19 protein-coding genes and 1 pseudogene are annotated in these 21,774 nt (G+C 73.8%); 6 read left to right on the top strand and 14 right to left on the bottom strand.

Annotated features, from left to right (window positions below):
* From E1193_RS18355 to mraZ, 4 genes and pseudogenes are all read right to left on the bottom strand, one after another.
* Positions 1–392: pseudogene (locus E1193_RS18355) on the bottom strand (penicillin-binding protein 2); the annotation flags it as partial.
* A 4-nt stretch (positions 393–396) separates the two neighbouring features.
* Positions 397–1,014 carry a hypothetical protein gene (locus E1193_RS18350; protein ID WP_132184421.1) on the bottom strand — a complete coding sequence of 206 codons (618 nt, stop codon included), beginning with the start codon at positions 1,012–1,014 and terminating at the stop codon, positions 397–399.
* Entirely contained in the window at positions 1,011–2,123 is a 1,113-nt protein-coding gene (rsmH, locus tag E1193_RS18345) for a 16S rRNA (cytosine(1402)-N(4))-methyltransferase RsmH (protein WP_132184423.1), read from the bottom strand. The genes E1193_RS18350 and rsmH overlap by 4 nt, the downstream gene beginning before the upstream one ends.
* Before the next feature lie 209 nt (positions 2,124–2,332).
* Positions 2,333–2,764 carry a division/cell wall cluster transcriptional repressor MraZ gene (gene mraZ / locus E1193_RS18340; protein ID WP_132184420.1) on the bottom strand — a complete coding sequence of 144 codons (432 nt, stop codon included), beginning with the start codon at positions 2,762–2,764 and terminating at the stop codon, positions 2,333–2,335.
* 354 nt (positions 2,765–3,118) lie between these two features.
* Here mraZ and E1193_RS18335 point away from each other — a divergent pair, with 354 nt between their 5' ends.
* The 3 genes from E1193_RS18335 to E1193_RS18325 are packed head-to-tail and all read left to right on the top strand — an operon-like array spanning position 3,119 to position 5,812.
* Positions 3,119–4,366 (top strand): MurT ligase domain-containing protein, encoded by a 1,248-nt coding sequence (locus E1193_RS18335; RefSeq protein ID WP_132184422.1) that lies wholly within the window; start codon positions 3,119–3,121, stop codon positions 4,364–4,366.
* A complete protein-coding gene (locus E1193_RS18330; protein WP_132184419.1) occupies positions 4,356–5,078 on the top strand; it encodes a glutamine amidotransferase in 723 nt (240 codons plus the stop codon). Before E1193_RS18335 ends, E1193_RS18330 begins: the two co-directional genes overlap by 11 nt.
* 23 nt (positions 5,079–5,101) lie before the next feature.
* Complete coding sequence (locus E1193_RS18325) at positions 5,102–5,812, top strand: VTT domain-containing protein (protein ID WP_243707760.1); 711 nt, start codon at positions 5,102–5,104, stop codon at positions 5,810–5,812.
* Positions 5,813–5,957: 145 nt separating this feature from the next.
* Here E1193_RS18325 and leuS read toward each other — a convergent pair whose 3' ends face one another.
* The 8 genes from leuS to E1193_RS33825 form a co-directional block, all read right to left on the bottom strand.
* Positions 5,958–8,798: a leucine--tRNA ligase gene (gene leuS / locus E1193_RS18320; RefSeq protein WP_132184417.1), complete on the bottom strand. Its 2,841-nt coding sequence runs from the start codon at positions 8,796–8,798 to the stop codon at positions 5,958–5,960.
* Positions 8,799–9,051: 253 nt separating this feature from the next.
* A complete protein-coding gene (mnhG, locus tag E1193_RS18315; RefSeq protein ID WP_132184416.1) occupies positions 9,052–9,492 on the bottom strand; it encodes a monovalent cation/H(+) antiporter subunit G in 441 nt (146 codons plus the stop codon).
* Positions 9,489–9,746: a monovalent cation/H+ antiporter complex subunit F gene (locus tag E1193_RS18310; RefSeq protein ID WP_132184415.1), complete on the bottom strand. Its 258-nt coding sequence runs from the start codon at positions 9,744–9,746 to the stop codon at positions 9,489–9,491. The genes mnhG and E1193_RS18310 overlap by 4 nt, the downstream gene beginning before the upstream one ends.
* A gap of 4 nt (positions 9,747–9,750) precedes the next feature.
* Positions 9,751–10,158 (bottom strand): Na+/H+ antiporter subunit E, encoded by a 408-nt coding sequence (locus tag E1193_RS18305; protein WP_132184414.1) that lies wholly within the window; start codon positions 10,156–10,158, stop codon positions 9,751–9,753.
* On the bottom strand, positions 10,155–11,615 hold the full coding sequence (locus tag E1193_RS18300) for a monovalent cation/H+ antiporter subunit D family protein (protein ID WP_132184413.1): 1,461 nt from the start codon (positions 11,613–11,615) through the stop codon (positions 10,155–10,157). The genes E1193_RS18305 and E1193_RS18300 overlap by 4 nt, the downstream gene beginning before the upstream one ends.
* Positions 11,612–11,980, bottom strand: a complete 369-nt coding sequence (locus tag E1193_RS18295) for an NADH-quinone oxidoreductase subunit K (protein WP_132184412.1) — start codon at positions 11,978–11,980, stop codon at positions 11,612–11,614. The genes E1193_RS18300 and E1193_RS18295 overlap by 4 nt, the downstream gene beginning before the upstream one ends.
* Positions 11,977–14,718 carry a hydrogen gas-evolving membrane-bound hydrogenase subunit E gene (gene mbhE / locus E1193_RS18290; protein WP_132184411.1) on the bottom strand — a complete coding sequence of 914 codons (2,742 nt, stop codon included), beginning with the start codon at positions 14,716–14,718 and terminating at the stop codon, positions 11,977–11,979. The genes E1193_RS18295 and mbhE overlap by 4 nt, the downstream gene beginning before the upstream one ends.
* Positions 14,719–14,730: 12 nt before the next feature.
* On the bottom strand, positions 14,731–14,862 hold the full coding sequence (locus E1193_RS33825; RefSeq protein WP_279433360.1) for a hypothetical protein: 132 nt from the start codon (positions 14,860–14,862) through the stop codon (positions 14,731–14,733).
* Between the two features lie 245 nt (positions 14,863–15,107).
* On the opposite strand from E1193_RS33825, the gene E1193_RS18285 reads away from it, so the two are divergent.
* Genes E1193_RS18285 through E1193_RS18275 form a run of 3 tightly spaced genes read left to right on the top strand, consistent with a single transcriptional unit; the run spans position 15,108 to position 19,942 of the window.
* A complete protein-coding gene (locus E1193_RS18285) occupies positions 15,108–16,163 on the top strand; it encodes a MoxR family ATPase (RefSeq protein WP_132184410.1) in 1,056 nt (351 codons plus the stop codon).
* Between the two features lies 1 nt (position 16,164).
* Positions 16,165–17,463 (top strand): DUF58 domain-containing protein, encoded by a 1,299-nt coding sequence (locus E1193_RS18280; protein ID WP_132184409.1) that lies wholly within the window; start codon positions 16,165–16,167, stop codon positions 17,461–17,463.
* Between the two features lie 16 nt (positions 17,464–17,479).
* Positions 17,480–19,942: a DUF3488 and transglutaminase-like domain-containing protein gene (locus E1193_RS18275; protein ID WP_132184408.1), complete on the top strand. Its 2,463-nt coding sequence runs from the start codon at positions 17,480–17,482 to the stop codon at positions 19,940–19,942.
* A gap of 347 nt (positions 19,943–20,289) precedes the next feature.
* Here E1193_RS18275 and E1193_RS18265 read toward each other — a convergent pair whose 3' ends face one another.
* The gene (locus E1193_RS18265) at positions 20,290–20,685 is read right to left on the bottom strand and encodes a DUF3040 domain-containing protein (RefSeq protein WP_132184407.1); all 396 of its coding nucleotides are present in this window, start codon (positions 20,683–20,685) and stop codon (positions 20,290–20,292) included.
* A 115-nt stretch (positions 20,686–20,800) separates the two neighbouring features.
* Positions 20,801–21,774 (bottom strand): DNA polymerase IV (locus E1193_RS18260; RefSeq protein WP_132184406.1); only part of this gene is annotated, 974 nt, incomplete at its 5' end.

The following is a 21,774-nucleotide window of genomic DNA, read 5'->3' as shown; positions in this document are numbered from 1 at the left end:
GGCCGGCGGGGAGCCCGGCCCGGCCTCCGGCGCGGCGGTGGCGGGTGCTCGTCGTCGTCGGGGCGGACCGGCCGGGCCTGGACGGTCCGCACCACGCCGCCGCGGCCGGCCGCGGTGGCGTTGCGACGCCCGGCGCGGGCGGAGCCGGCCCGACCTCCGTCGAGCACCTGCAGAGCGGGCCGGAACGGGTCGCCGGAACGGCTGGCCCGTGGGTTACGCCGCTGCCCGGCGCGCTCGGCCCCGGCCTCGTCGCTCTCCCGGATGGTCCGCCCCCGGGGGGTGTAGGCCCGCGCGTCGGAGATCCCGCCGCCTCCCGGCTCGCCACCGCGCGACGAGCCGCGCCGGGAGCCCGTCGTGGCGTCCCGGCGCGGATCATCCGATCTCGGTGGCACCGGCCTATCCCCCGTTGCCCTGCTGACTGGTGATCGCCGGCTGGCCGTTGGCGGGCTGCGGCACGCCGATCATCTTCCCGTCGGGCAGCCGGATGTACGCCGGCTCGCCTGCCTCGACCAGCCCGAGCCGGCGGGCCTGGGCGGCGAGGTTGCCCGGCGCCTTGGCCTCCTCGATCTGCTTCTCCAGCTGCTGCTGGTCCACGTCGAGGCGGGCCTGCTGCTGCTGGAGCTGCTGAAGCTTGAAGGCGTTCTCGTTGATCTTCGTGTTGACGGCGAGGATGCCGAGCACCCCGCCCACCACCAGGACCACCACCAGCGCCGCGAACGGCGCCTGCGGCACCCGGACGGGCGGCGGCGGAGCCACCCGCAGCCGGGGCGACGCGGCCGTGGCCGTGGCAGCGGCAGCGGCAGCGGCCTTCGCGGCCGGTTTCTCGACCGGGCGCAGCGCGGCGCTGCCCTGGGTCGGGAACTCGCGCGCCCCCCCGGCGCGAGTGTCCCCCCGTCGACCGGCGAGGTCCGCCGGCACACCGGTACGCGTGGTGCGCTGCGCCGTGGCCCGGCCCCCCGGCCGCGGTGCGCGCTGCCCGACGGCCTCCCGGCCGTCGCGCTTGTTGACGTTCATGTTCCCTCCCCCTCTTCGTCCGTCCCTCTGCCGTCCCCCGGCGTCGGCCCCGGCTCCACTGTGGGACCCGTTGTCGACCCCGTCCCCGGTTGGTGCATCGCCCTGACCCGGCGGCGGTACCGTTCGCGGTCGGTCCGCCCCGACCCCCCGGTGGTCGGGTCGAGTCGCACCGCTGCCCGCAGCCGCACCGAGGCGGCGCGCGGGTTCGCGGCGACCTCCGTCTCCCCGGCGAGCTCGGCACCCCGGCTGAGCAGCCGGAACGTCGGGCCCGACCCGGGAAGTTCCACCGGGAGGTCGACCGGGCCCTTACTGCGGACCCGGTCGGCGAGCGCCTGCTTGGTGAGCCGGTCCTCCAGCGAGTGGTAGGACAGGACCACCATGCGGCCGCCCGCGTCGAGCTTGTCGAGGGCGGCCGGCAGCGCTGCTTCCAGCGCGGCCAGCTCCCTGTTTACCTCGATCCGTAAAGCCTGAAACGTTCTCTTGGCCGGGTGTCCCCCGGTTCGTCGGGCTGGTGCCGGAATGCTCTCCCTGACCAGCTCGGCCAGTCGCGCCGAGGAGGTGATCGGGGACCGCTCCCGCTCGCGGACGATCGCCGAGGCGATCCGCCCGGCGAACTTCTCCTCGCCGTAGACCTTCAGCACCCGGGCCAGTTCGCCGTGGGAGTAGCTGTTGACCACCTCCTCGGCGGTCACCCCCCGGGTCTGGTCCATCCGCATGTCCAGCGGCGCGTCCTGGGCGTACGCGAAACCGCGGTCGGGCGCGTCCAACTGCAACGAGGAGACCCCGAGATCGAACAGCACCCCGTCGACGCCCGGGTAGCCCAGCCGGGTGAGCACCTCGGGCAGCTCGTCGTAGACGGCGTGCTCCAGGTGGACCCGGTCGGCGAAGCGGGCCAGCCGCACCCGCGCGTGCGCGAGGGCCTCGGTGTCCCTGTCGAGGCCGATCAACACCGTCCGCGGATGCCGTTCCAGCACCGCCTCGGCGTGCCCCGCCAACCCCAGCGTCGCGTCGACGTGGACCGTCCGGTCGCCCCGGTCCAGCGCGGGGGCCAGCAACTCGAGACACCGCTCGAGCAGCACCGGCACGTGCGTGCCGCGTAGCTCCCCCATGTCGACCCCCACTGGTTGAAACGTCCGTACCTGATCCGCGTCCTGTTCGTCGGACGACGCCGTGCCGCCGTACCGCCAGATCCCCATCCGCTCCCGCCCCGCCCCGGGCCGCGGCCCCGGGAAGAGATCGTGCGCCTGGCACCGGGGAAGGGGTGCCAGGAACTCGAAAGCGGCTGGAGATCTCGCAGTACGTCGGGCGTCGTCTCGCCCTACAGGCCGCCGGGCAGCACCCCCTCCTCGATGTCGGCGAAGTCGTCTTCGCTCTCGGCGAGGTAGGTCTCCCAGGCCGCCTTGTCCCAGATCTCCACCCGGGTGCTCGCCCCGATCACCACCAGATCCCGGTCGAGCGCGGCGTATGACCGCAGGTGCGCCGGGATGGTGACCCGCCCCTGCTTGTCGGGGACCTCGTCGTGGGCGCTGGCGAAGAAGACCCGGCTGTAGGCCCGGGCCGCCTTGTTCGTCATCGGCTGCGCGCGCAACTGGTCGGCGATGCGCTGGAACTCGGGCGTGGGGAAGACGTAGAGGCAGCGATCCTGCCCTTTGGTTATCACGACACCCCCCGCCAGCTCGTCCCGGAACTTCGCCGGAAGGATCAACCGGCCTTTGTCGTCCAGGCGCGGAGTGTGGGTGCCGAGAAACACGGCCCTACCCCCTCGCCCTTTAGCGGCGTTCGCGTCGCCGCTGACCCCCCGGGCCGGTGGGCCCTCCCGGCCTCACCATCGCGCCCCACTCTACTCCACTTCCCTCCACCTGCAACCAGAATCGCCCGCGTGGCGCGCCACTGACCGACGCAAAAGCCCACGTCAGAGGGGGTGGAGCGGAGTGGAGGGCCGGAGCGCCCCGCGGCAGCGTCCGCTTCCCGACAATGATCGACTCCGTCCGGCCGAGCACGGGCGACCGGACGCCCGGCGCGGCCCCGGCCGAACGGTTCGCCGTCGGCGGCGATCTGGGGGACGCGGCTGTCCGGTAACCTCGCTGCCGTGACGGACGCGAAGATGCCCCTGCGGGCCAAGGTGGCCAGCTCCGTGTCGCGGACCGCCGCGGCGCTGTCGCGGGCCGCCGGCCGCGGCGACGGATCGGTGATCGGTGGCTGGATCGGCCTGAAGATCGACCCGGACCTGCTGGCCCACCTCTCGGCCGGCCGCGCCATCGCGCTGGTGTCCGGCACCAACGGCAAGACCACCACCACCCGGCTCGCCGCCGCGGCGGTCGGCGTGCTCGGCCGGGTCGCCACCAACTCCTTCGGCGCGAACATGCCGACCGGCCACACCTCCGCGCTGGCCAAGGCGGGCAGCACCCCGTACGCGGTGCTGGAGGTCGACGAGCACTACCTCGCCCAGGTGTTGGAGGCCACCGAACCGCACGTGGTGGCGCTGCTGAACCTCTCCCGGGACCAGCTGGACCGGGCCAAGGAGGTGGCCATGATGGCCCAGCTCTGGCGGGCCGCGCTGGTGCGGCACGCCGAGGTCCGGGTGGTGGCCAACGCCGACGACCCGATGGTGGTCTGGGCGGCCACCCCGCCGGCCGACCCGGCGCGCGGGATCAACGCCCCGCACGTCACCTGGTTCAGCGCCGGCCAACGCTGGCACGACGACTCCTGGGTCTGCCCGGAGTGCGGCGCCACCATCCAGCGCTCCGGCGAGCAGTGGTGGTGCACCGGCTGCCCGCTGCGCCGCCCGGAGCCGAACTGGACGGTGGAGGACGACGGGGTCCTCGACTCCACCGGCGCCTGGCACAAGATCACCCTCCAGCTCCCCGGCAAGGTCAACATCGGCAACGCGGCCACCGCCCTGGCCGTCGCCGCCGAGTTCGGCGTACGCCCCGTCGACGCCGTCTCCCGACTCGGCACGGTCACCTCGGTCGCCGGCCGCTACGCCCAGGTCAACCGGGACGGGCGCAACATCCGGCTGCTGCTGGCGAAGAACCCGGCCAGCTGGCTGGAGGCCTTCGACATGGCCGACGAGGCCCCGACCCTGCTGTCCATCAACGCCCGCGACCCCGACGGCCTGGACACCTCCTGGCTGTTCGACGTCGACTTCGCCCCGCTGCGGGGACGTCAGGTGTTGATCACCGGCGACCGGGCGTACGACCTGGCGGTGCGGCTCGAGGTCAACGGCGTGCCGTTCCAGCACGTGCGTACGTTCGACGAGGCGGTCCGCACGGCCCCGCCGGGCCGGCTGGAGGTCATTGCCAATTACACCGCCTTCCAGGACATCCGAGCGGAGTTGGACCGTGTCAACTGAGAGCCTGCGTATCGTCTGGGTCTACCCCGACCTGCTCTCCACCTACGGCGACCGCGGCAACATGCTGATCCTGGCCCGCCGGGCACAGCTGCGCGGCATGCCGGTCGAGGTGCTGGAGGTCCGCTCCGACCAGCGGCTGCCCGCCACGGCCGACATCTACCTCATCGGCGGCGGCGAGGACGGCCCGCAGGCGCTCGGCGCGCAGCGGCTGCTCGCCGACGGCGGCCTGCACCGGGCGGTCGCCCAGGGCTCGGTGGTGTTCGGCGTCTGCGCCGGCTACCAGCTCCTCGGCACCTCCTTCTTCGCCAAGGGCACCCGGTGCGCCGGGCTCGAACTGCTGGACCTCTCCTCCGACCGGGGCCCCACCCGCGCGGTCGGCGAGCTGGCCGGTGAGATCGACCCACGGCTCGGTGTCCCGGCGCTGTCCGGATTCGAGAACCACGGCGGGCGGACCCACCTCGGCCAGGGCGTCTCACCGCTGGCGCGGGTGACCGCCGGGGTCGGCAACGACGGCGCCACCGAGGGAGCCTGGCGGGGCAAGCTGCTCGGCACCTACTCGCACGGGCCGGCGCTGGCCCGCAACCCGGCCCTGGCCGACCTGCTGTTGCGCTGGGCCACCGGCACGCACCAGCTTCCGCCGCTGGACGACACCTGGGCCGACCGGCTCCGCTCCGAGCGCCGCGCCGCGGTGGCCGCCGCCGCCCGGGCATGACCCCCGGCGGTGGCCGCCCCGGCATGACCCCCGGCGGTGGCCGCCCGGAAATCGTCCTCGCCGTCCGAGGGCTGCTCCGGCAGCCGCCGGCCCGCCGGTTCGCCCTGCTGTTGCTCCTGCTCGCCGGGTTCGGGGTGCTGCTGCTGGTGGTGCCCCGACCCGACCCCGGGGCGCTGCCGCACCTCGCCGACCACCTCGGCGGATACGCCCCGGCCGTGGCGGTGCTGGCCGGCGCCCTGCTGCTGGTCGCGCTGATCCCCCGGACCTTCGTCACGCTCGCCTCGGGCGCGATCTTCGGCGCCCTGGAAGGGGCCGCGTACGCCCTCGGCGCGGCGCTGCTCGCAGCGGCGCTGGGCTTCGCCGTCGGCCGGGCGCTGGGCCGGGAGTTCGTCGCGGAACGAGCCCGCGGCCGGCTGGCCCGCCTGGACGGCTGGTTCGCCCGGCAGAGCGTACTCGGGGTGATCACCGTACGGCTGCTGCCGATCGCCGGGTACGGGCTGGTCAGCTACGGCTACGGCACCACCGGCGCGCGGGTGGTGCCGTTCCTCGCCGGCAGTGTGATCGCTTCCGCGCCCACCGCGTTCGGCTACGCCGCCGTCGGCGCGGCAGTCACCTCGCCGGGCGACGTCAACTGGTTCGCCGCCGCCCCCGCCGCGCTCGGCCTGCTCGCCAGCGTCGCGCTGGCGCACCGCTGGTGGCGCGCCGAGCGACAGCGCCGGCTCGGGCCGAGCTGAGGCTGCGGGCCCGCCGACATCGTGCGCCGCAGCAGGCCGACGACCGGGAGGCCGACCAGCAGCGGGACCGCGTACCGCCGGGGGCCGGCAGGGGCCCTCTCCGGCGGAAGACGTGGCAGAGGGCCCCTGCCTGCCTCGGCGCGGGTCAGGCGACGACGGAGACCATCCTGCCCCTGACCACGATGACCTTGCGGGGCTCCTTGCCGGCCAGCGCACCGGCGACCGCCTCCAGCGCCGCCGCCCGTACGTCGTCCTCGGCCGCGTCGGCGGGAACCTCGACCCTGCCCCGCACCTTGCCGTTGATCTGCACCGGATAGGTCACCGTCTCCGCGACCAGCAGGGCGGGGTCGGCGGTCGGGAAGTCCGCGTACGCCAGGGAGGTGTCGTGCCCCAGCCGCCGCCACAGCTCCTCGGCGACGTGCGGAGCGAACGGCGCCAGCATCAGCACCAGCGGCTCGGCCACCTCGCGCGGGGTCTCTGGCAGCCGGGTCACCGCGTTGGTCAGCTCGATCAGCTTGGCGATGGCGGTGTTGAACCGGATTCCCTCCATGTCGCCCCGGACCCCGTGGACCACCCTGTGCAGCAGCCGGCGGGTCGCCTCGTCAGCGGGCGCGTCGGTGACCCGCGCCGCGCCGGTCCGCTCGTCGACGATCGCCCGCCAGACCCGTTGCAGGAACCGGTACGACCCGACCACCGCGCGGGTGTCCCAGGGGCGGGAGACCTCCAGCGGGCCCATCGACATCTCGTAGACCCGGAAGGTGTCCGCGCCGTACGTCGCGCACATCTCGTCGGGGGTGACGACGTTCTTCAGCGACTTGCCCATCTTGCCGTACTCGCGGTTGACCGCCGTGTCGCCCAGGTAGAAGCCGCCGTCGCGTTCGGTGACCTCCTCGGCGGGCACGTACGCGCCCCGGGCGTCGGTGTACGCGAACGCCTGGATCATGCCCTGGTTGAACAGCTTGCGGAACGGCTCGAACGACGAGACGTGGCCCAGGTCGTACAGCACCTTGTGCCAGAAGCGGGCGTACAGCAGGTGCAGCACGGCGTGCTCGGCGCCGCCGACGTACAGGTCGGTTCCCCCACAGTCGCCCTCGCCGCGCGGGCCCATCCAGTACCGCTCGTTCTCCGCGTCGACGAAGCGCTCGCCGTTGGTCGGGTCCAGGTAGCGCAGCTCGTACCAGCAGGAGCCGGCCCACTGCGGCATCACGTTGGTCTCCCGGGTGTACCGCTTCGGACCGTCACCCAGGTCCAGCTCCACCTCGACCCAGTCGCGGCGGCGCGACAGCGGGGTCTCCGGGTTGCTGTCGGCGTCGTCGGCGTCGAACGTCTTCGGCGAGAAGTCGTCCACCTCGGGCAGCTCGACCGGCAACATCGACTCGGGCAGCGCGATCGCGGCGCCGGTCTCGTCGTAGACGATCGGGAACGGCTCGCCCCAGTAGCGCTGCCGGGAGAACAGCCAGTCGCGCAGGCGGAAGGTGACCGCCCCCTCGCCGTGGCCGTTGGTCTCCAGCCACGCGATGATCCGGGCCTTGGCGTCGGCGACCCCCAGGCCGTTCAGGTCCAGGCCGCGTTCGGGCGCGGCACTGTTGATCATCGGCCCGGTCCCGGTGTACGCCTTGCCGTCGAAGTCCTCCGGCGGCTGCACCGTACGAACGATCGGCAGCTCGAAGATCTCGGCGAAGGCGTGGTCGCGCTCGTCCTCGGCCGGCACCGCCATGATCGCGCCGGTGCCGTAGCCGGCCAGCACGTAGTCGGCGACGAAGATCGGGATCTGCCCGCCGGTGACCGGGTGGACGGCGTAGTCGCCGACGAAGACGCCGGTCTTCTCCTTGGTGTCGGCCTGCCGCTCCACGTCGGTCTTGGCCCCCGCAGCCTTCCGGTACGCCTCGACCGCCGCCCGTGGGCTGGCGTGCCCCCCGGTCCAGGCATCCCGGGTCCCCTCCGGCCAGGCAGCCGGGACCAGCGCGTCGACCAGCTCGTGCTCGGGAGCCAGCACCAGGTAGGTAGCGCCGAAGATGGTGTCCGGCCGGGTCGTGAACACCCGCACCGGACCCCGCTCGGTGGCGAAGTCGATGTGCGCGCCGATGGACCGGCCGATCCAGTTGCGCTGCATCAGCTTGATCGGCTCGGGCCAGTCCAGCGTGTCCAGGTCGTCCAACAGCCGGTCACCATACGCGGTGATCCGCATCATCCACTGCTTCAGGCTGCGCTTGAAGACCGGAAAGTTGCCCCGCTCGGAGCGGCCGTCGGCGGTGACCTCCTCGTTGGCCAGCACGGTACCCAGCCCCGGGCACCAGTTGACCGGCGCCTGCGAGACGTACGCCAGCCGGTGGTCGTCGACGATCGCCCGCCGCTCGGCCACCGTCAGCTCGGCCCACGGGCGGTCGTCCGGGGTGGACCGGACGCCGGCCTCGAACTCGGCGATCAGCTCGGCGACCGGGCGGGCCTTCTCCGCCTCCGTGTCGTACCAGGAGTTGAAGACCTGCAGGAAGATCCACTGGGTCCAGCGGTAGAAGTCGGTGTCGATGGTGGCCACCGAACGGCGCTCGTCGTGGGCCAGGCCCAGCCGGCGCAGCTGCGCCTTGTAGCGCTCGATGTTCTGCTCGGTCGTGGTCCTGGGGTGGGTGCCCGTCTGCACCGCGTACTGCTCGGCGGGCAGCCCGAACGCGTCGAAGCCCATCGCGTGCAGCACGTTGCGCCCGGCCATCCGCTGGTAGCGGGCGAAGCAGTCGGTGCCGATGTAGCCCAGGGGGTGGCCGACGTGCAGGCCGGCGCCCGACGGGTAGGGGAACATGTCCAGCACGTACAGCTTCTCCGCGTCAGCCCGGGGATGATCGGGGTCGGCCAGCGGCCCGGTCGGGTTCGGGGCGTGGAAGGTGCCCTCGCGCGCCCAGACGTCCTGCCACCGGCGCTCGATCTCGTCGGCCAGGGCGGCCGTGTACCGGAACGGTGGCATGTCACTGGCCGGTGCGGCTGCCTCACTCATGGCGTCTCTCCTCGATCCGCTGTTCGTCGTACCGCGGGATGCGGGTCGGTCTCGTCCGGCAGGCACAAAAAAGCCCCTCGCGCAGGAGGGGCGGCCGTGCTGTCGCGGTCAGCGCGTCAGCACGGCTCGGTAAGAAGCAGACCGGCCACGGACATGCCCGCAGTCTACCGCCGGCCGCGACGGAGCGGGAACCGCCTCACCCGCCGGCCACGTCGCCGCCGGGCGGGCCCTCACCCCGGGAGCGGAAACCGCCTCACCCACCCGCCGGCCCGTCGAGCCCGTCACCGCAGGGCGGACGCTCGCGCCGGCCGGCCCGCGGCTCGACCTCGGGCGTGGCGGCGTCGGCGTCGGCGTCGGCGTCGGCGTCGGCGTCGGCGTCGGCGAGGTCGTCGTACCGGGTCACCGCGGCCAGCGGGCTGCCCGCCCGGTAGGCCGCCACGGCCAGCGCGTAGCCCCCCACCGGCGCGCTGAGCAGTTGCAGCGCGACCGCCACGGTGACCACCCCCGCGCTGCGCGGGTCGAACAGCAGCACCAGCACCCCCAGCAGCACGCACACCACGCCCAGGCTCGCCGCCTTGGCCACCGCGTTCATCCGGTTGTAGACGTCGGGCAGCCGGAGCAGGCCCAGCGAACTGACCGCGATCAGCCCGGCGCCGACGAGCAGCGGGATGGCCGCCAGCACGGTACGCATCAGCGGGACCGCCGGTGCACGAGGCGGGCCAGGGCGACCGTGGCCAGGAAGGCGACCAGGGTGCCGGTCAGCACCAGATCCAGCAGGGCCGGGAACTCCAACCGGGCGGCCAGCACGGCCACCGCGGCCAGGAACACGAACAAGCCCAGGTCGAGGGCCGCCGCCCGGTCCGCGTCCGTCGGGCCGACAACCAGCCGCCAGATCACCGGCAGCATCGACACCGCCAGCACGACGAGCACCACGTCGAGCAAAATCACAGCCTCACCTTCCATCCGGGTCGCCGGCCGTGGGTACGGATCCGGCGGGCTGCCGACCGACGGGACGGACGGCCAGCAGCAACCTCTCTTCGAGTTCGACGATCCGCCGGCGGAAGACGTCCGGATCGTCGGCGTACATGCCGTGCACGAACAGCACCGGCGGGCTGGCTCGGACCGTCACCGCGAGGGTGCCCGGGGTCAGCCCGACGCAGAGCGCGGTCAGCACCACCTCGGTCCGGCTCGCACCGGGCAGCGGCACCCGCACGATCGCCGGGCACAACCCGCACCGCGGGGTCAGGACCTCCCGGGCCACCTCCAGGTTGGCGACCACCAGGCGGGCGGCGAACCAGCCGAGGAAGCGCAGGATCCGGCCGGCCCGCACCACCGCCCGCCGCCCGAGGTCCGCGCTCACCGGCCGGTCACCGCCCGCAGGTACGCGCCGGGGTCGAGCAGACCGGCCGCCGCCGTGTCGGCCAACCCGAGCAGGGGTTGCGCCACCGGGCCGAGCAGCAACGACAGGACCGCCAGACCGAACGCCGGCAGGGCCACCCCGGCCGGCAGCCGCGACGCGGCGGCCGGACCGGGCGGCTCGCCCCAGAACACCGCGCTCCAGATCTTGAGCATGGAGGCCAGCGTGAGCAGACTGACCCCGACGGCCACCGCGAACGCCACCCAGTGCCCGCCGCCCCCGGCGGCCCGCAACAGGAGGAACTTCGCCACGAACCCCGAGAACGGCGGCAGCCCGGCCAGCGACAGCGCGGCGGCGGCGAAAGCCAGCGCCAGCAGCGGGTGGGCGCCGGCCAGGCCGCCGAGGCGGTCGAGGCGGTCGGTCCGGTGCCCCGCGTGCACGGCCGCGGCGCAGAGGAACAACGCCGTCTTCACCAGGATGTACTGCACCAGGTAGAAGATCGCGGCGGCGAGGCTCGCGGCCGTGAACAGCGCCAGGCCCAGCAGGACGTACCCGATCTGGCTGACCATGTGGAAGGCGAGCACCCGGCGCATCGTGTTCTCACCGAGCGCGCCGAGCACCCCCACCACCATGCTGAGCAGCGCGGCGGCAGCGATCACCCAGTGGTACGCCGGGTCGCCGTCGAACACCACGGCGAAGACGCGGATCAGGGCGTACAGGCCGACCTTGGTGAGCAGCCCGGAGAAGAGGGCGAGCACCACGGGCGCGGCCTCGGGGTAGGTCCGGGGCAGCCAGTCGTGCCAGGGCACCACAGCGCTCTTGACCGCCAGCGCCAGCAGCACGACGCCGGCCGCGACAGCCACGGTGGGCGAGGTTCGCGCGGCGGCGGCCAGCGCACCGAACCGCACCGTGCCGGTGGCCCCGTACACCAGGCCGACCCCGGCCAGCAGGATCGTGGAGGCGAGCAGGTTCACCGCCACGTACACGCGGGCGGCGCCGAGCCGGGCGGCGCCGGCGCCCAGCGCGATGAGCACGTAGGACGGCACCAGCATGACCTCCACCAGCACGAACAGGTTGAACAGGTCGGCGGTGAGGAACGCCCCGTAGGCCCCGGCCGACAGCACGAGGACAAGCGGCACGAACAGCGGGTCGCCGTCCGTGCCGTCGGTTGCGGCCGTGGTGAGGCAGGCCAGCACCGCCACCGCGCAGACGGTCACCATCAGCGCGCCGAACGCGTCGGCCGCGAAGCCGATCGCCACCAGCGGGTGCCAGCCACCGACCCGCTCGGCCAGCACCGTCCCGTCCCGTGTGGTCGCCAGCAGCACCACGGCCAGGGCGAGTACGCCGGCGGTGGTGGCGAGACCGGCCATCCGGTGTGCCGTCCGTCGCCGGGGCGCGGCTACCAGCAGCCCGGCGACGAGCAGCGGCCCTGCCAGCGGCAGGACCAGTAGGCGGCTCACCGTCCGTCCCCGTCTCCGGCCGGTTCGCCGGCCGAACGGTCGTCGGCGGACTCATCCTCGCCGGCCGGCTCGCCGTCGTCACCGGCCGGTCCGTCCGCCCGCAGCAGCCCCAGCAGGTAGAGCGTGATGCCGAAACTGATCACGATGGCGGTGAGCGCGAACGCCTGCGGCAGCGGATCGACCACCTCCTCCCCGACGCCGTCGAAGGCCGGCGTGCGACGGCGCAGCCCGCCGGCGGAGAGCAGCAGCACGTTGACCGCGTGCCCGAGCAGGACGAACCCGAGGATCACCCGGAGTTGGCCGCGCTGGAGCAGCAGGTGCACCGCGGTGGCCACCAGCACGCCGACGGCGACGGCGGCGGTCACCGCCGTCGCCCCGTCACGGCCGGTCGGGGCCGCTCGTCGAGCCGGCGGACCGCCGCCACGATCAGTCCGAGGACGATCAGGTAGACGCCGAGGTCGAACAGCAGGCCGGTGGAGAACGGCAGGGCGAGCCCACCGGGCAGGCCGACCTTGCCGAGAGTGAGAAACGGCCGCCCCCACGGCAGCGCGGCCAGCCCCACACCGACGCAGAGCAGCAGCCCGGCCACCAGCAACGGCCGGGGGTGCAGCCGGCCGAGCAGCGGCGCCGGCGCGCCGGCGTACGCGAGGTGCGCCAGCCCGACGGCGGTTCCGGCCAGCAGCGCGCCGATGAACCCCCCGCCGATCTCCTCGTGTCCCCGGACGAACAGGAAGCACGACGCCACCAGCATCACCGGGGCGAGCATCCGGTGGGCGAACACGAGCACCGGGTCGGTGGCGGCAGTCCCGGCTGGCTGGGTCCGGACGTCGCGCCCCACCTCGGAGAGCGCGATCAGCCCCAGCGCCACCACCGCCAGGACGACCGACTCGCCGAGGGTGTCCAGCGCCCGGAACTCCACCAGGATGGTGTTGACCACGTTGCTGCCACCGGTGGCCGGCGCCGCCTCGGCCAGCAGGAACCGGCCGGGATCGGACAGGTCACGACGGCCGGTCAGCGCCGCCGTCCCGGCCGCCGCCGCCAGTCCGGTCGCACCGGCCAGCGCCACGCCGGCCAGCAGGGCACGCGGCGAGCCGCGCGGGGCCAGCCGAGACGGGCGGCGCCGCAGGACCAACATCACCACGATCGTGGTGAGCACCTCGACCAGCATCAGGGTCAGCGCGACGTCGGGCGCTCCGGCGGTCACGAACCACACCGACAGCAGGAGTCCCACCACGCCGGTGAGGCTGACCGCGGCCAGCGCCGAGCGCACCGTGACCACCCCGGCCAGGGCCGCCACGAGCAGGACCAGCAGCACCGCGTCGCCGGGCCGGGTCGGGTCGCCCACCAGCGGCGGCAGCGGACCTAGTTGGGCCGCGGCCACCACGGCCAGCAGCGGCACGGCGAGCACCGGCCGGAGCAGGAACGCCGCCGGGCCGGCGGCCCGGGCCGGCCGGGCGACCAGGGCACCGAGGTGCAGCAGGCGGGCGCGGCCGGACTCGAACCGGTCGGCGAGGGATGCCGTGGTGGGGATCCGGCACAGCAGGCGGTCGGCCCGGGCACGAAAGGCGAACAGCAGCGCCCCGACCCCGATGGTGAGCGCGGAGAGCCCGAGGGCCACCGTGAAGCCGTGCCAGAATGCCAGGTAGGGCGGCTCCCCCTGGGGCCGGGCGTCGTTGGCGGCCCGCTGGACGAGCGAGCTGAGCAGGGTGACGGACGGTCCCAACGCGGTGGCCAGCACCGCGGCCACCCCGGCCGGGGCCACGAAGGAGCGCCGTGGCCCGCGCAGCCCCGGCTGGCGCAGCGGGCCGGTGAGGACGGCGTTCACCACCCGGGCCGCGTACATGAACGTCAGCACCGAGGCCAGCACGCCCACCCCGGCCGCCGCCGGGCCGGACCACGGCACGTGGTGCGCCTCGGCCAGGGCCTCGAAGATCGCCTCCTTGCCGACGAAGCCGATCGTCGGCGGCAGGCCGGCCATGGTGGCGGCGGCGAGGACGGTGAACAGCGCCGTCGCCGGCATGACCCGGGGCAGCCCGGACAACTTTCGGACGTCCCGGCTGCCCGCCTCGTGGTCGATGATGCCGACCAGCATGAACAGCGTCGCCTTGAACAGGGCGTGGGCGACGGTGTAGAGGATCGCGGCGGCGTCCGAGGCGGGGGTGCCGACCCCGACGACCCCGACGATCAGCCCGAGCTGGCTGACCGTGGAGTACGCGAGCAGCGCCTTGAGATCGTACTGGCGCAACGCCAGGAAGGCGCCGAGCACGGCGGTCGACAGGCCGACGGCGAGCAGCGTCAGGTCCCACGCCGGTCGGCCCCCGAACAGCGCGGAGAACCGCATCAGCAGGTAGATGCCGGCCTTGACCATGGTGGCCGCGTGCAGGTAGGCGCTGACCGGGGTGATCGCGACCATCGCCCCGGGCAGCCAGAAGTGGAACGGCGCCTGCGCCGACTTGGTGAAGGCCGCGACCAGCACCAGCGCGCCGACCGCCCAGGCGGGCCCGCCGACCAGGCGCTCGGGCTCGGCGAGGATCCGGGCGAGGTCGCTGGTGCCGAGGTCGAGGGCGAGCACCACGACCCCGGCCAGCAGCGCCAGGCCGCCGCCCGAGGTGACCAGCAGCGCCCGTACCGCCGGCGTACCGGCGCTCGCACCGGTCTGCCCGATCAGCGTGAAGGACAGCACCGAGGTCAGTTCCCAGAAGGCGAACAGGATCAGCAGGTCGTTGGCGAGGACCAGCCCGAGCATCGCGGTCGCGAAGAGCGTCAGCAGCAGATACGTGCCGGTGTGCCGCTCGCGGCGCCCCAGGTAGCGCGGGCAGTAGGCCATGATCAGGGCGCCGACCCCGAGCACGAGCAGGGCGAACACCAGGGCGAGGGCATCCAGCCGCAGGGCCGCCGAGACGGCCAGCGAGGGCAGCCACCGCCAACGCAGCGCCACCTCCCGGCCGTCGAGGAGCACCGGGAGCCGCCAGAGCAGCAGTCCGGCGGCCAGCAGGAAACCGGCGGCCAGCGGGTAGCCGGCGTCGCGGCCCAGCCGGCGGGTGAGCAGGGGTACGCAGGCCGCGAGTACGCCCTGCCAGGCAAGAACAGCCGCCAGGATCATGCCGGGCGGCGGTCAGCAGTCGACGGCGGCGTGGGTCCCCGGCTGGCCCTCGGACGCCTCCCGCCGCCGTGCGGCCAGCAGCACGGCCGGGCTGCGTACCAACAGCCCGTAGCCGAGGGTGATCGGCAGTGCCGCGTCCGTCATGTTCGCCCCCGTCCGGTTCAGGAGCCGGGTCTACCCGTTGAGCAGGGGCGCATGCGTCCCCCGACCGGCGAATATTCCGGGCGTAACCGGCGGACTACCTGCGGGTGTCGGCGATCACGAGAAACATGGTTAGCCTGAGAGGCCAATGAGATTTCTGCGGCAGACGTGGCTCGGCGTCGCGAACCCAACGGCGGGTCCAGGTGCTCTCAACAGAGCTGCCGTTTCCGGCGACGAGGAGGAGGCCCGTGACACAACAGACCTGGGACGAGGTGGGCGGCCTGTTGCCGCACGACGAGTTCCGCACCGCCAGCGACGCCATCGTGACCAACATCGAGCAGGTCATCGAGGGCAAGACCGCGACCGTGCGCCTCGCTCTGGCCGTCCTGCTCGCCGAGGGTCACCTCCTGATCGAGGACGTCCCCGGCGTCGGCAAGACCAAGTTGGCCAAGGCGTTGGCCCGCTCGATCGACTGCTCGGTGCGCCGGATCCAGTTCACCCCCGACCTGCTGCCCAGTGACGTCACCGGCGTCAGTGTCTACAACCAGGAGACGCACGACTTCGAGTTCCGGCCGGGAGCGGTCTTCGCCAACCTGGTGGTCGGCGACGAGATCAACCGTGCCTCGCCCAAGACCCAGTCGGCGCTGCTGGAGTGCATGGAGGAGCGGCAGGTCACCGTCGACGGCGTGACCTACCAGCTCCAGACCCCGTTCATGGTGATCGCCACCCAGAACCCGATCGAGATGGAGGGCACGTACCCCCTCCCGGAGGCGCAGCGCGACCGGTTCACCGCGCGGATCGCGATGGGTTACCCCGGCCCGCAGGCCGAACTGGCCATGCTGGACGGCCACGGCGCCACCGACCCGCTCCAGGAGCTGCGGGCGGTCTCCGACGCCGAGACGGTCCGCCGGCTGATCGCCACGGTGCGCCAGGTGCACGTCGCCGACGCCGTCAAGCAGTACGCCGTCGACCTGGTCACCGCCACCCGCGAGTCGCCGGAGCTGCGCCTGGGCGCCTCCCCCCGGTCGACCCTCCAGCTGCTGCGCACCGCCCGGGCGGTGGCCGCCCTCGAGGGACGCGACTACGTGCTCCCGGACGATTTGCAGGCCCTCGCGGTGCCGGTGATGGCGCACCGGGTCATCCCGACCGCCGACGCGCAGCTCGCCCGGCGCACCACCGACGCGATCATCGCGGAGCTGGTGCACCGGCTGGCGCTGCCGCAGGACCGCCAGCGCACCCCGTACGACACGCCCCGGCCAGCCGCCGGCACCGTCCGCCCGCCGTTCGAGCCGCGGAGGCCGTGACGTGCGTGACGGGCTGCGTGGTCTGACCACCCGCGGCCGCTCGTTCCTGGCGGCCTCGGTCGCGGCGGCGGTCTCCGCCGGCATCCTCGGCGAGAAGGACCTGCTGCGGGTGGCCGTCCTGCTCGCGATCCTGCCGCTGCTCGCCGCGCTCTACGTCGGGCGCAGCCGCTACAAGCTCGCCTGCAACCGGGCGCTGGAACCGCACCGGGTGCCGGTCGGGGCCAACTCCCGGGTGGTGCTGCGGTTGCAGAACATGTCCCGCCTGCCCACCGGCACCCTGCTGCTGGAGGACCGGCTGCCGTACGCGCTGGGCAGCCGACCCCGGGTGGTGCTGGAACGCCTCGGCGCGCACCAGGCCAGCTCGGTGGCCTACACGGTCCGCGCCGACGTGCGCGGCCGGTACGAGGTGGGTCCGCTGGTGGTCCGGATGACCGACCCGTTCGGGCTGTGCGAGCTGACCCGGGCCTTTCCCAGCACCGACCATCTGACGGTGATCCCGCAGGTCACCCCGCTGCCGTCGATCCGACTACCCGGCGAGTACGCCGGCAGCGGCGACAGCCGGGCCCGTTCCGTGGCGGTGCACGGCGAGGACGACGCGGCCACCCGCGAGTACCGGAGGGGCGACGACCTGCGTCGGGTGCACTGGAAGTCGACGGCCCGCACCGGTGAGCTGATGGTCCGGCGCGAGGAGCAACCCTGGGAGAGCCGCGCCACCGTCGTGCTGGACACCCGCGCGTACGGCCACCGTGGCGACGGTCCGACCGCGAGCTTCGAGTGGGCGGTCTCGGCCGCCGCGAGCATCGCGGTGCACCTACGGCAGTCGGGCTACAAGCTGCGGCTGGTCACCGGCTCCGGCGCGGACGTGGACGCCACCGAAATGGCCGGCGACGGCGTGCTCCTCGACCACCTCGCCGACGTCCGGCTCGACCAGCGCGTCGACGTCGCGACCCTGGTGCAGCGGGTCCGCCAGCGCGCCGACGGCGGCCTGATCATCGCGCTGCTCGGCGCGTTGAGCACCGTCGAGGCCGACCTGCTGGCCGGGCTGCGCGGCAACGGCGCGACCTGCGTGGCTCTCCTGCTGGACAGCAACAGCTGGCTGAATCTGCCGGAGCAGACCCGCGCCGAGTCGGAGCAGGCCCACGGTGCCGCCGCGCTCACCCTGCTCCAGGGTGGCTGGCGGGTGATCGGGGTGGACCACGGCAGCCGGTTGCCGGCGCTGTGGCCGCAGGCGGCCCGGGGCTCGCAGGGGTTCGCGCTGCGGGCGGCCATGGCCGAGACGGTCGCCGGTGTGGTCCGGTGACGGGGAGGGTGACATCGTGATCGCGTCCCGAAACCTCGGCTTCGTGGCCGCCGCGGCGACACTGCTCGCCGCGGCGCCCCTGTCGTCGATCTTCGAACGCTGGACCTGGCTGATCCAGGCCGCCATCGCGGTGGCGGTGGTGGCCGGCGTCGCCGCGCTGGCCCGGCTGCTCCGGGCGCCGCTGTGGGCGCAGGCGCTGAGCATGCTGGCCGGTCTGGCGCTCGCGCTGACCTGGCTGTTCCCCGCCGGCGGCGAGCTGGTCGGGGTCCTGCCCACCCCGGCCACCGTGGCCCACTTCGGTGAGCTGTTGCAGGACTCGGCACAGGACATGCGGTCGTACGGGGTGAAGGTGCCGGACACCACCCCGCTGCTGTTCATCACCGTGCTCGGGGTGGGCGGCGTGGCCGTCCTGGTCGACGTGCTCGCGGTGGGGCTGCGCCGTCCCGCGCTGGCCGGGCTGCCCATGCTGGCGATCTACTCGGTGCCGGTCGCGGTCTACGTGGACAGCGTGCCGGCGTTGCCGTTCGTCGTCGGGGCCTGCGGCTACCTGTGGCTGCTGGTCACCGACAACGTCGAGCGGGTACGCCGGTTCGGCCGCCGGTTCACCGGCGAGGGTCGTGACGTCGACGTCTGGGAGGCGTCCCCGCTGGCCGCGGCCGGTCGCCGGCTGGCGGTGGTGGGTGTGGCGCTCGCCGTGGTGTTGCCGCTGGCCGTGCCGGGAATGACCGGCGGGCTGCTCAACCAGTTCACCTCCGCCGGCAACGGCACCGGCAACGGGCGATTCGGGCAGGGCGGCAATCCCGGCCGGGTCGATCTGTTCGCCGCGCTCAGCGGCCAGCTCAACCAGTCCGAGGTGGCCGAGATGGTCAAGGTGACCACCACCGAGCCCAGCCCGTTCTACCTGCGCTTCGGTGTCGCCGACGAGCTGCGGCCGGACGGTTTCCGGGTGCGCCCGCCCACCGGCACGCGGGTCGACCGGGAGTTGCCGGGCAGCACCGACCGGCGGGGCGCAGGCCAGCAGCGGTACCGGGCGACGGTGGAGGTCAGCCGCAATCTCGAGATGCCGCTGGTGCCGGTCTACTCCGACCCGGTCGGGGTGGAGGGGCTCAACGGCAACTGGCTCTACGACCGCAACCTCGGCGTGGTGTTCTCCAACCGGGACAACTCCCGGGGCAAGCGCTACACCGTCGAGTACGTCCGGTCCACCTTCACTCCCGCGGCGCTGCGCCGGGCCCCCTCGCTGCCGGCCGAGCACCCGATAGCGGTGCAGCAGACCCGCCGGCCGGCAGTGCAGCAGGTGGACGTACTGGTCGCCCGGCTCGTGGAGGGCGAGCGCAACGACTACGACAAGGTCCGGGCCATCTACGACTACTTCTCCCGGGAGAACGGCTTCAGCTACTCGCTGAGCACCAAGGGCGGCACCAGCGGTCAGGAGATCGTCGACTTCCTGGACAACAAGGTCGGCTTCTGCCAGCAGTACGCCGCCGCGATGGCCTGGCTTGTCCGCGCGGCTGGCATCCCGGCCCGGGTCGCGTTCGGCTTCACCAACGGCGCCAGCACCGGGAACGGCAGCTATGTGCTGACCAACCGCAACCTGCACGCCTGGACGGAGGTCTACTTCGACGGGATGGGGTGGGTGCCGTTCGACCCCACCCCGGCGTACGCCGTGCAGGGCGCGACCCGTTCGGCCTGGGCCCCGGACAGCGACGCGCCGGACCCGGAGCCGTCGGGAACGGCCGCGCCGGGGGCCACCCCGGATGAGCCGGGCGCCACCGCGGGCCCGCAGCAGCCGGACGCCGCCGGCCGGGACGTCGACGAGACCTTCGACCCGGTCACCGGCGCGCCGATCCAGCGTGGGCCCGCCTGGCCGTGGTGGACGGTCGGCGCGGTACTGGCGCTGGCCGCGCTGCTCTGTGTGCCGGCGCTGCGCCGGATGGCACTGCGCCGCCGACGGCATCTTCGGGTGGCCCCGGCGGTCACCGCCGGGGTAGCCGAGGCGGCGGGCGCGCCGGCCACCGGCATGGTCGTCCTCGGCGCGGAGCGCGACCGTGCCCGGGCCGACGCCCACGCCGCCTGGGACGAACTGGTGGACACCCTGATCGACTACCGGGTCCGCGTCGACCGGACGGAAACCCCGCGGGCGACCGCGGAACGCCTGGTCCGGGAGGCGCTGACCGAGGACGCGACCTCCGCCACGGCGGTACGGCTGCTCGGCCGCGCCGAGGAACGGGCCCGCTACGCCCGTGACCCGCTCACCGGCGAGCCGCTGCACCCGGCCCTGGCCTCGGTACGCGACACGCTCGCCGCCCGGGCCGACCGGCGTACCCGGCTCCTCGCGGTGGTGCTTCCGCCGTCGGTGCTGCTGCGGTGGCGGTCGGCTGCGGCGGAGCGGTCCACCGGGTGGGTGACGACGACGGGCCGGCTCCGGCTCCGGCTGGCGCGGTGGAACCCGCGCCGCCTGCTGGCCCGCCGCGCCTGACCCGGCCACCTGCCCCGTCAGCCGTCGGCCGCGCGAGGGCGGTCAGCGCGAGGGCGGTCAGCGCGAGGGCGGTCAGCGCGAGGGCGGTCAGCGCGAGGGCGGTCAGCGCGAGGGCGGTCAGCGCGAGGGCGGTCGCAGGATGCGCGAAATGGCGGTGTCCCGTGGCAGGGACACCGCCATTGGCGGCAAACGGAGTTGATCGAGTGCGGTCAGGTCACGGCGTGCCTGTCGACGGTGACACCGGGGGCGGCCAGCCTGGACATGCTGCTACGACGGAGGTCGCCGGAACCTGTCCGGCAACCCACCGTCGTGCGACGACGCCGACCGGCCTCAGCCGCGGGCGGCGTTCAGCGATGTCCCTCCGGGCGCTGCCGCCACCGGTCCTCCATGCGGTCCAGCAACGACGGCCGCCGGCCGGCACGCCCGCGCGGACGACGACGACTGGTCGTCCCACCCACCACGTGCAGGTCGGGTGACTGCGCCCGCCGGTGCGACTGCACCGCATAGCCCAACGCGGCCAGCATGACGACGAACCCCGCCACTGCCAGCGGCGGAGTCTTGATCACCGCGCCGTAGACCAACAGGGCCAGGCCGACGACGACCACGCCGGCAGCGACGAGCAGGCGACGCCGCGCGTGGAAACGCGGGTCGCTGGCGCGCACGGCCGAGGCGAATTTGGGGTCCTCGGCAAGCGACCGCTCGATCTGCTCGAACAGCCGCTGCTCGTGCTCCGAGAGCGGCACGGCACTCCTCCCCGGTCACGTTGGTCGGCCCGGTCGGGCCGACAGACCGTGGCAGCCATCCGGCTGCTTGCCGTCAAGTCTACGAGGGCCCTCGCGCGTCGGAAAGCGGGACGACCTACGGCCGGGCCGGTTTTTCGCGCCGGTCGCCTCCGCCCTTGCCGAGCAGACTGGCCGGACCTATGACGGACCGCCCGAATCGGGCAGCCGCGGCGTCGGCGGCAGCTTCCGCCTCCCGCCAGCCGCGCTCGGGCGCGCCGAGGGCCAACTGCCGGGGCGTGCCGCTCGCCCCCGCCAGCCCCTCGACCCGTACGCCGACCAGCCGGATCCGCTCCCCGGTATCGAGAGCCGTCCAGAGCGCCCAGGCGGTGTCGAAGACCTCCCGGGCCACGTCGGTCGGCACGCCGAGGGTGCGGGACCGGCTCACGGTGCGAAAGTCAGCCAGCCGTACCTTGATCGACACCGTACGGCCGACCTGACCGGCCCGGCGCAGCCGGGCGCCCGTCTTCTCGCTCAGCGCCAGCAGCGCCCGGCGGATCTCCCGCGGATCACCCACGTCCACGTCGAAGGTCACCTCCGCGCCGATCGACTTCTCCACGTGCTCCGGGCTCACCGGACGCGGATCCCGCCCCCAGGCCAGCTCACGCAGGTGAGCCGCGGACGCCTCGCCGACCGCCCGCCGCAGCATGCCGAGCGGAGCCTCGGCCAGATCGCCGACGGTGGACAGGCCGAGCCGGCGCAGCGCCTCGGCGGACCGCTCCCCCACCCCCCAGAGCGCGTCGACCGGCAACGGGTGCAGGAACTCCAGCACCCGGTCGGCGGGAACCACCAGCAGGCCGTCCGGTTTGGCGCGGGTGGAGCCGAGCTTGGCCACGAACTTGCTCGGCCCCACCCCGACCGAGCAGGTGAGCCCCTGCTCCTCGACGACCCGGCGGCGGATCAGCCGGGCGATCTCGACCGGGGAACCGAACAGCCGCCGGGCGCCGGCCACATCGAGGAACGCCTCGTCGAGGGAGAGCGGCTCGACCAGCGGGGTGACGTCCCGGAAGACCCGCATGACCGCCTGCGAGGCGGCCGCGTACCGGGTGGGGT

It is taken from the genome of Micromonospora sp. KC606 (genome assembly GCF_004348675.1).
In the GTDB taxonomy this organism is placed as follows: domain Bacteria; phylum Actinomycetota; class Actinomycetes; order Mycobacteriales; family Micromonosporaceae; genus Micromonospora.
This window is presented reverse-complemented; position numbering and strand designations above follow the sequence as displayed.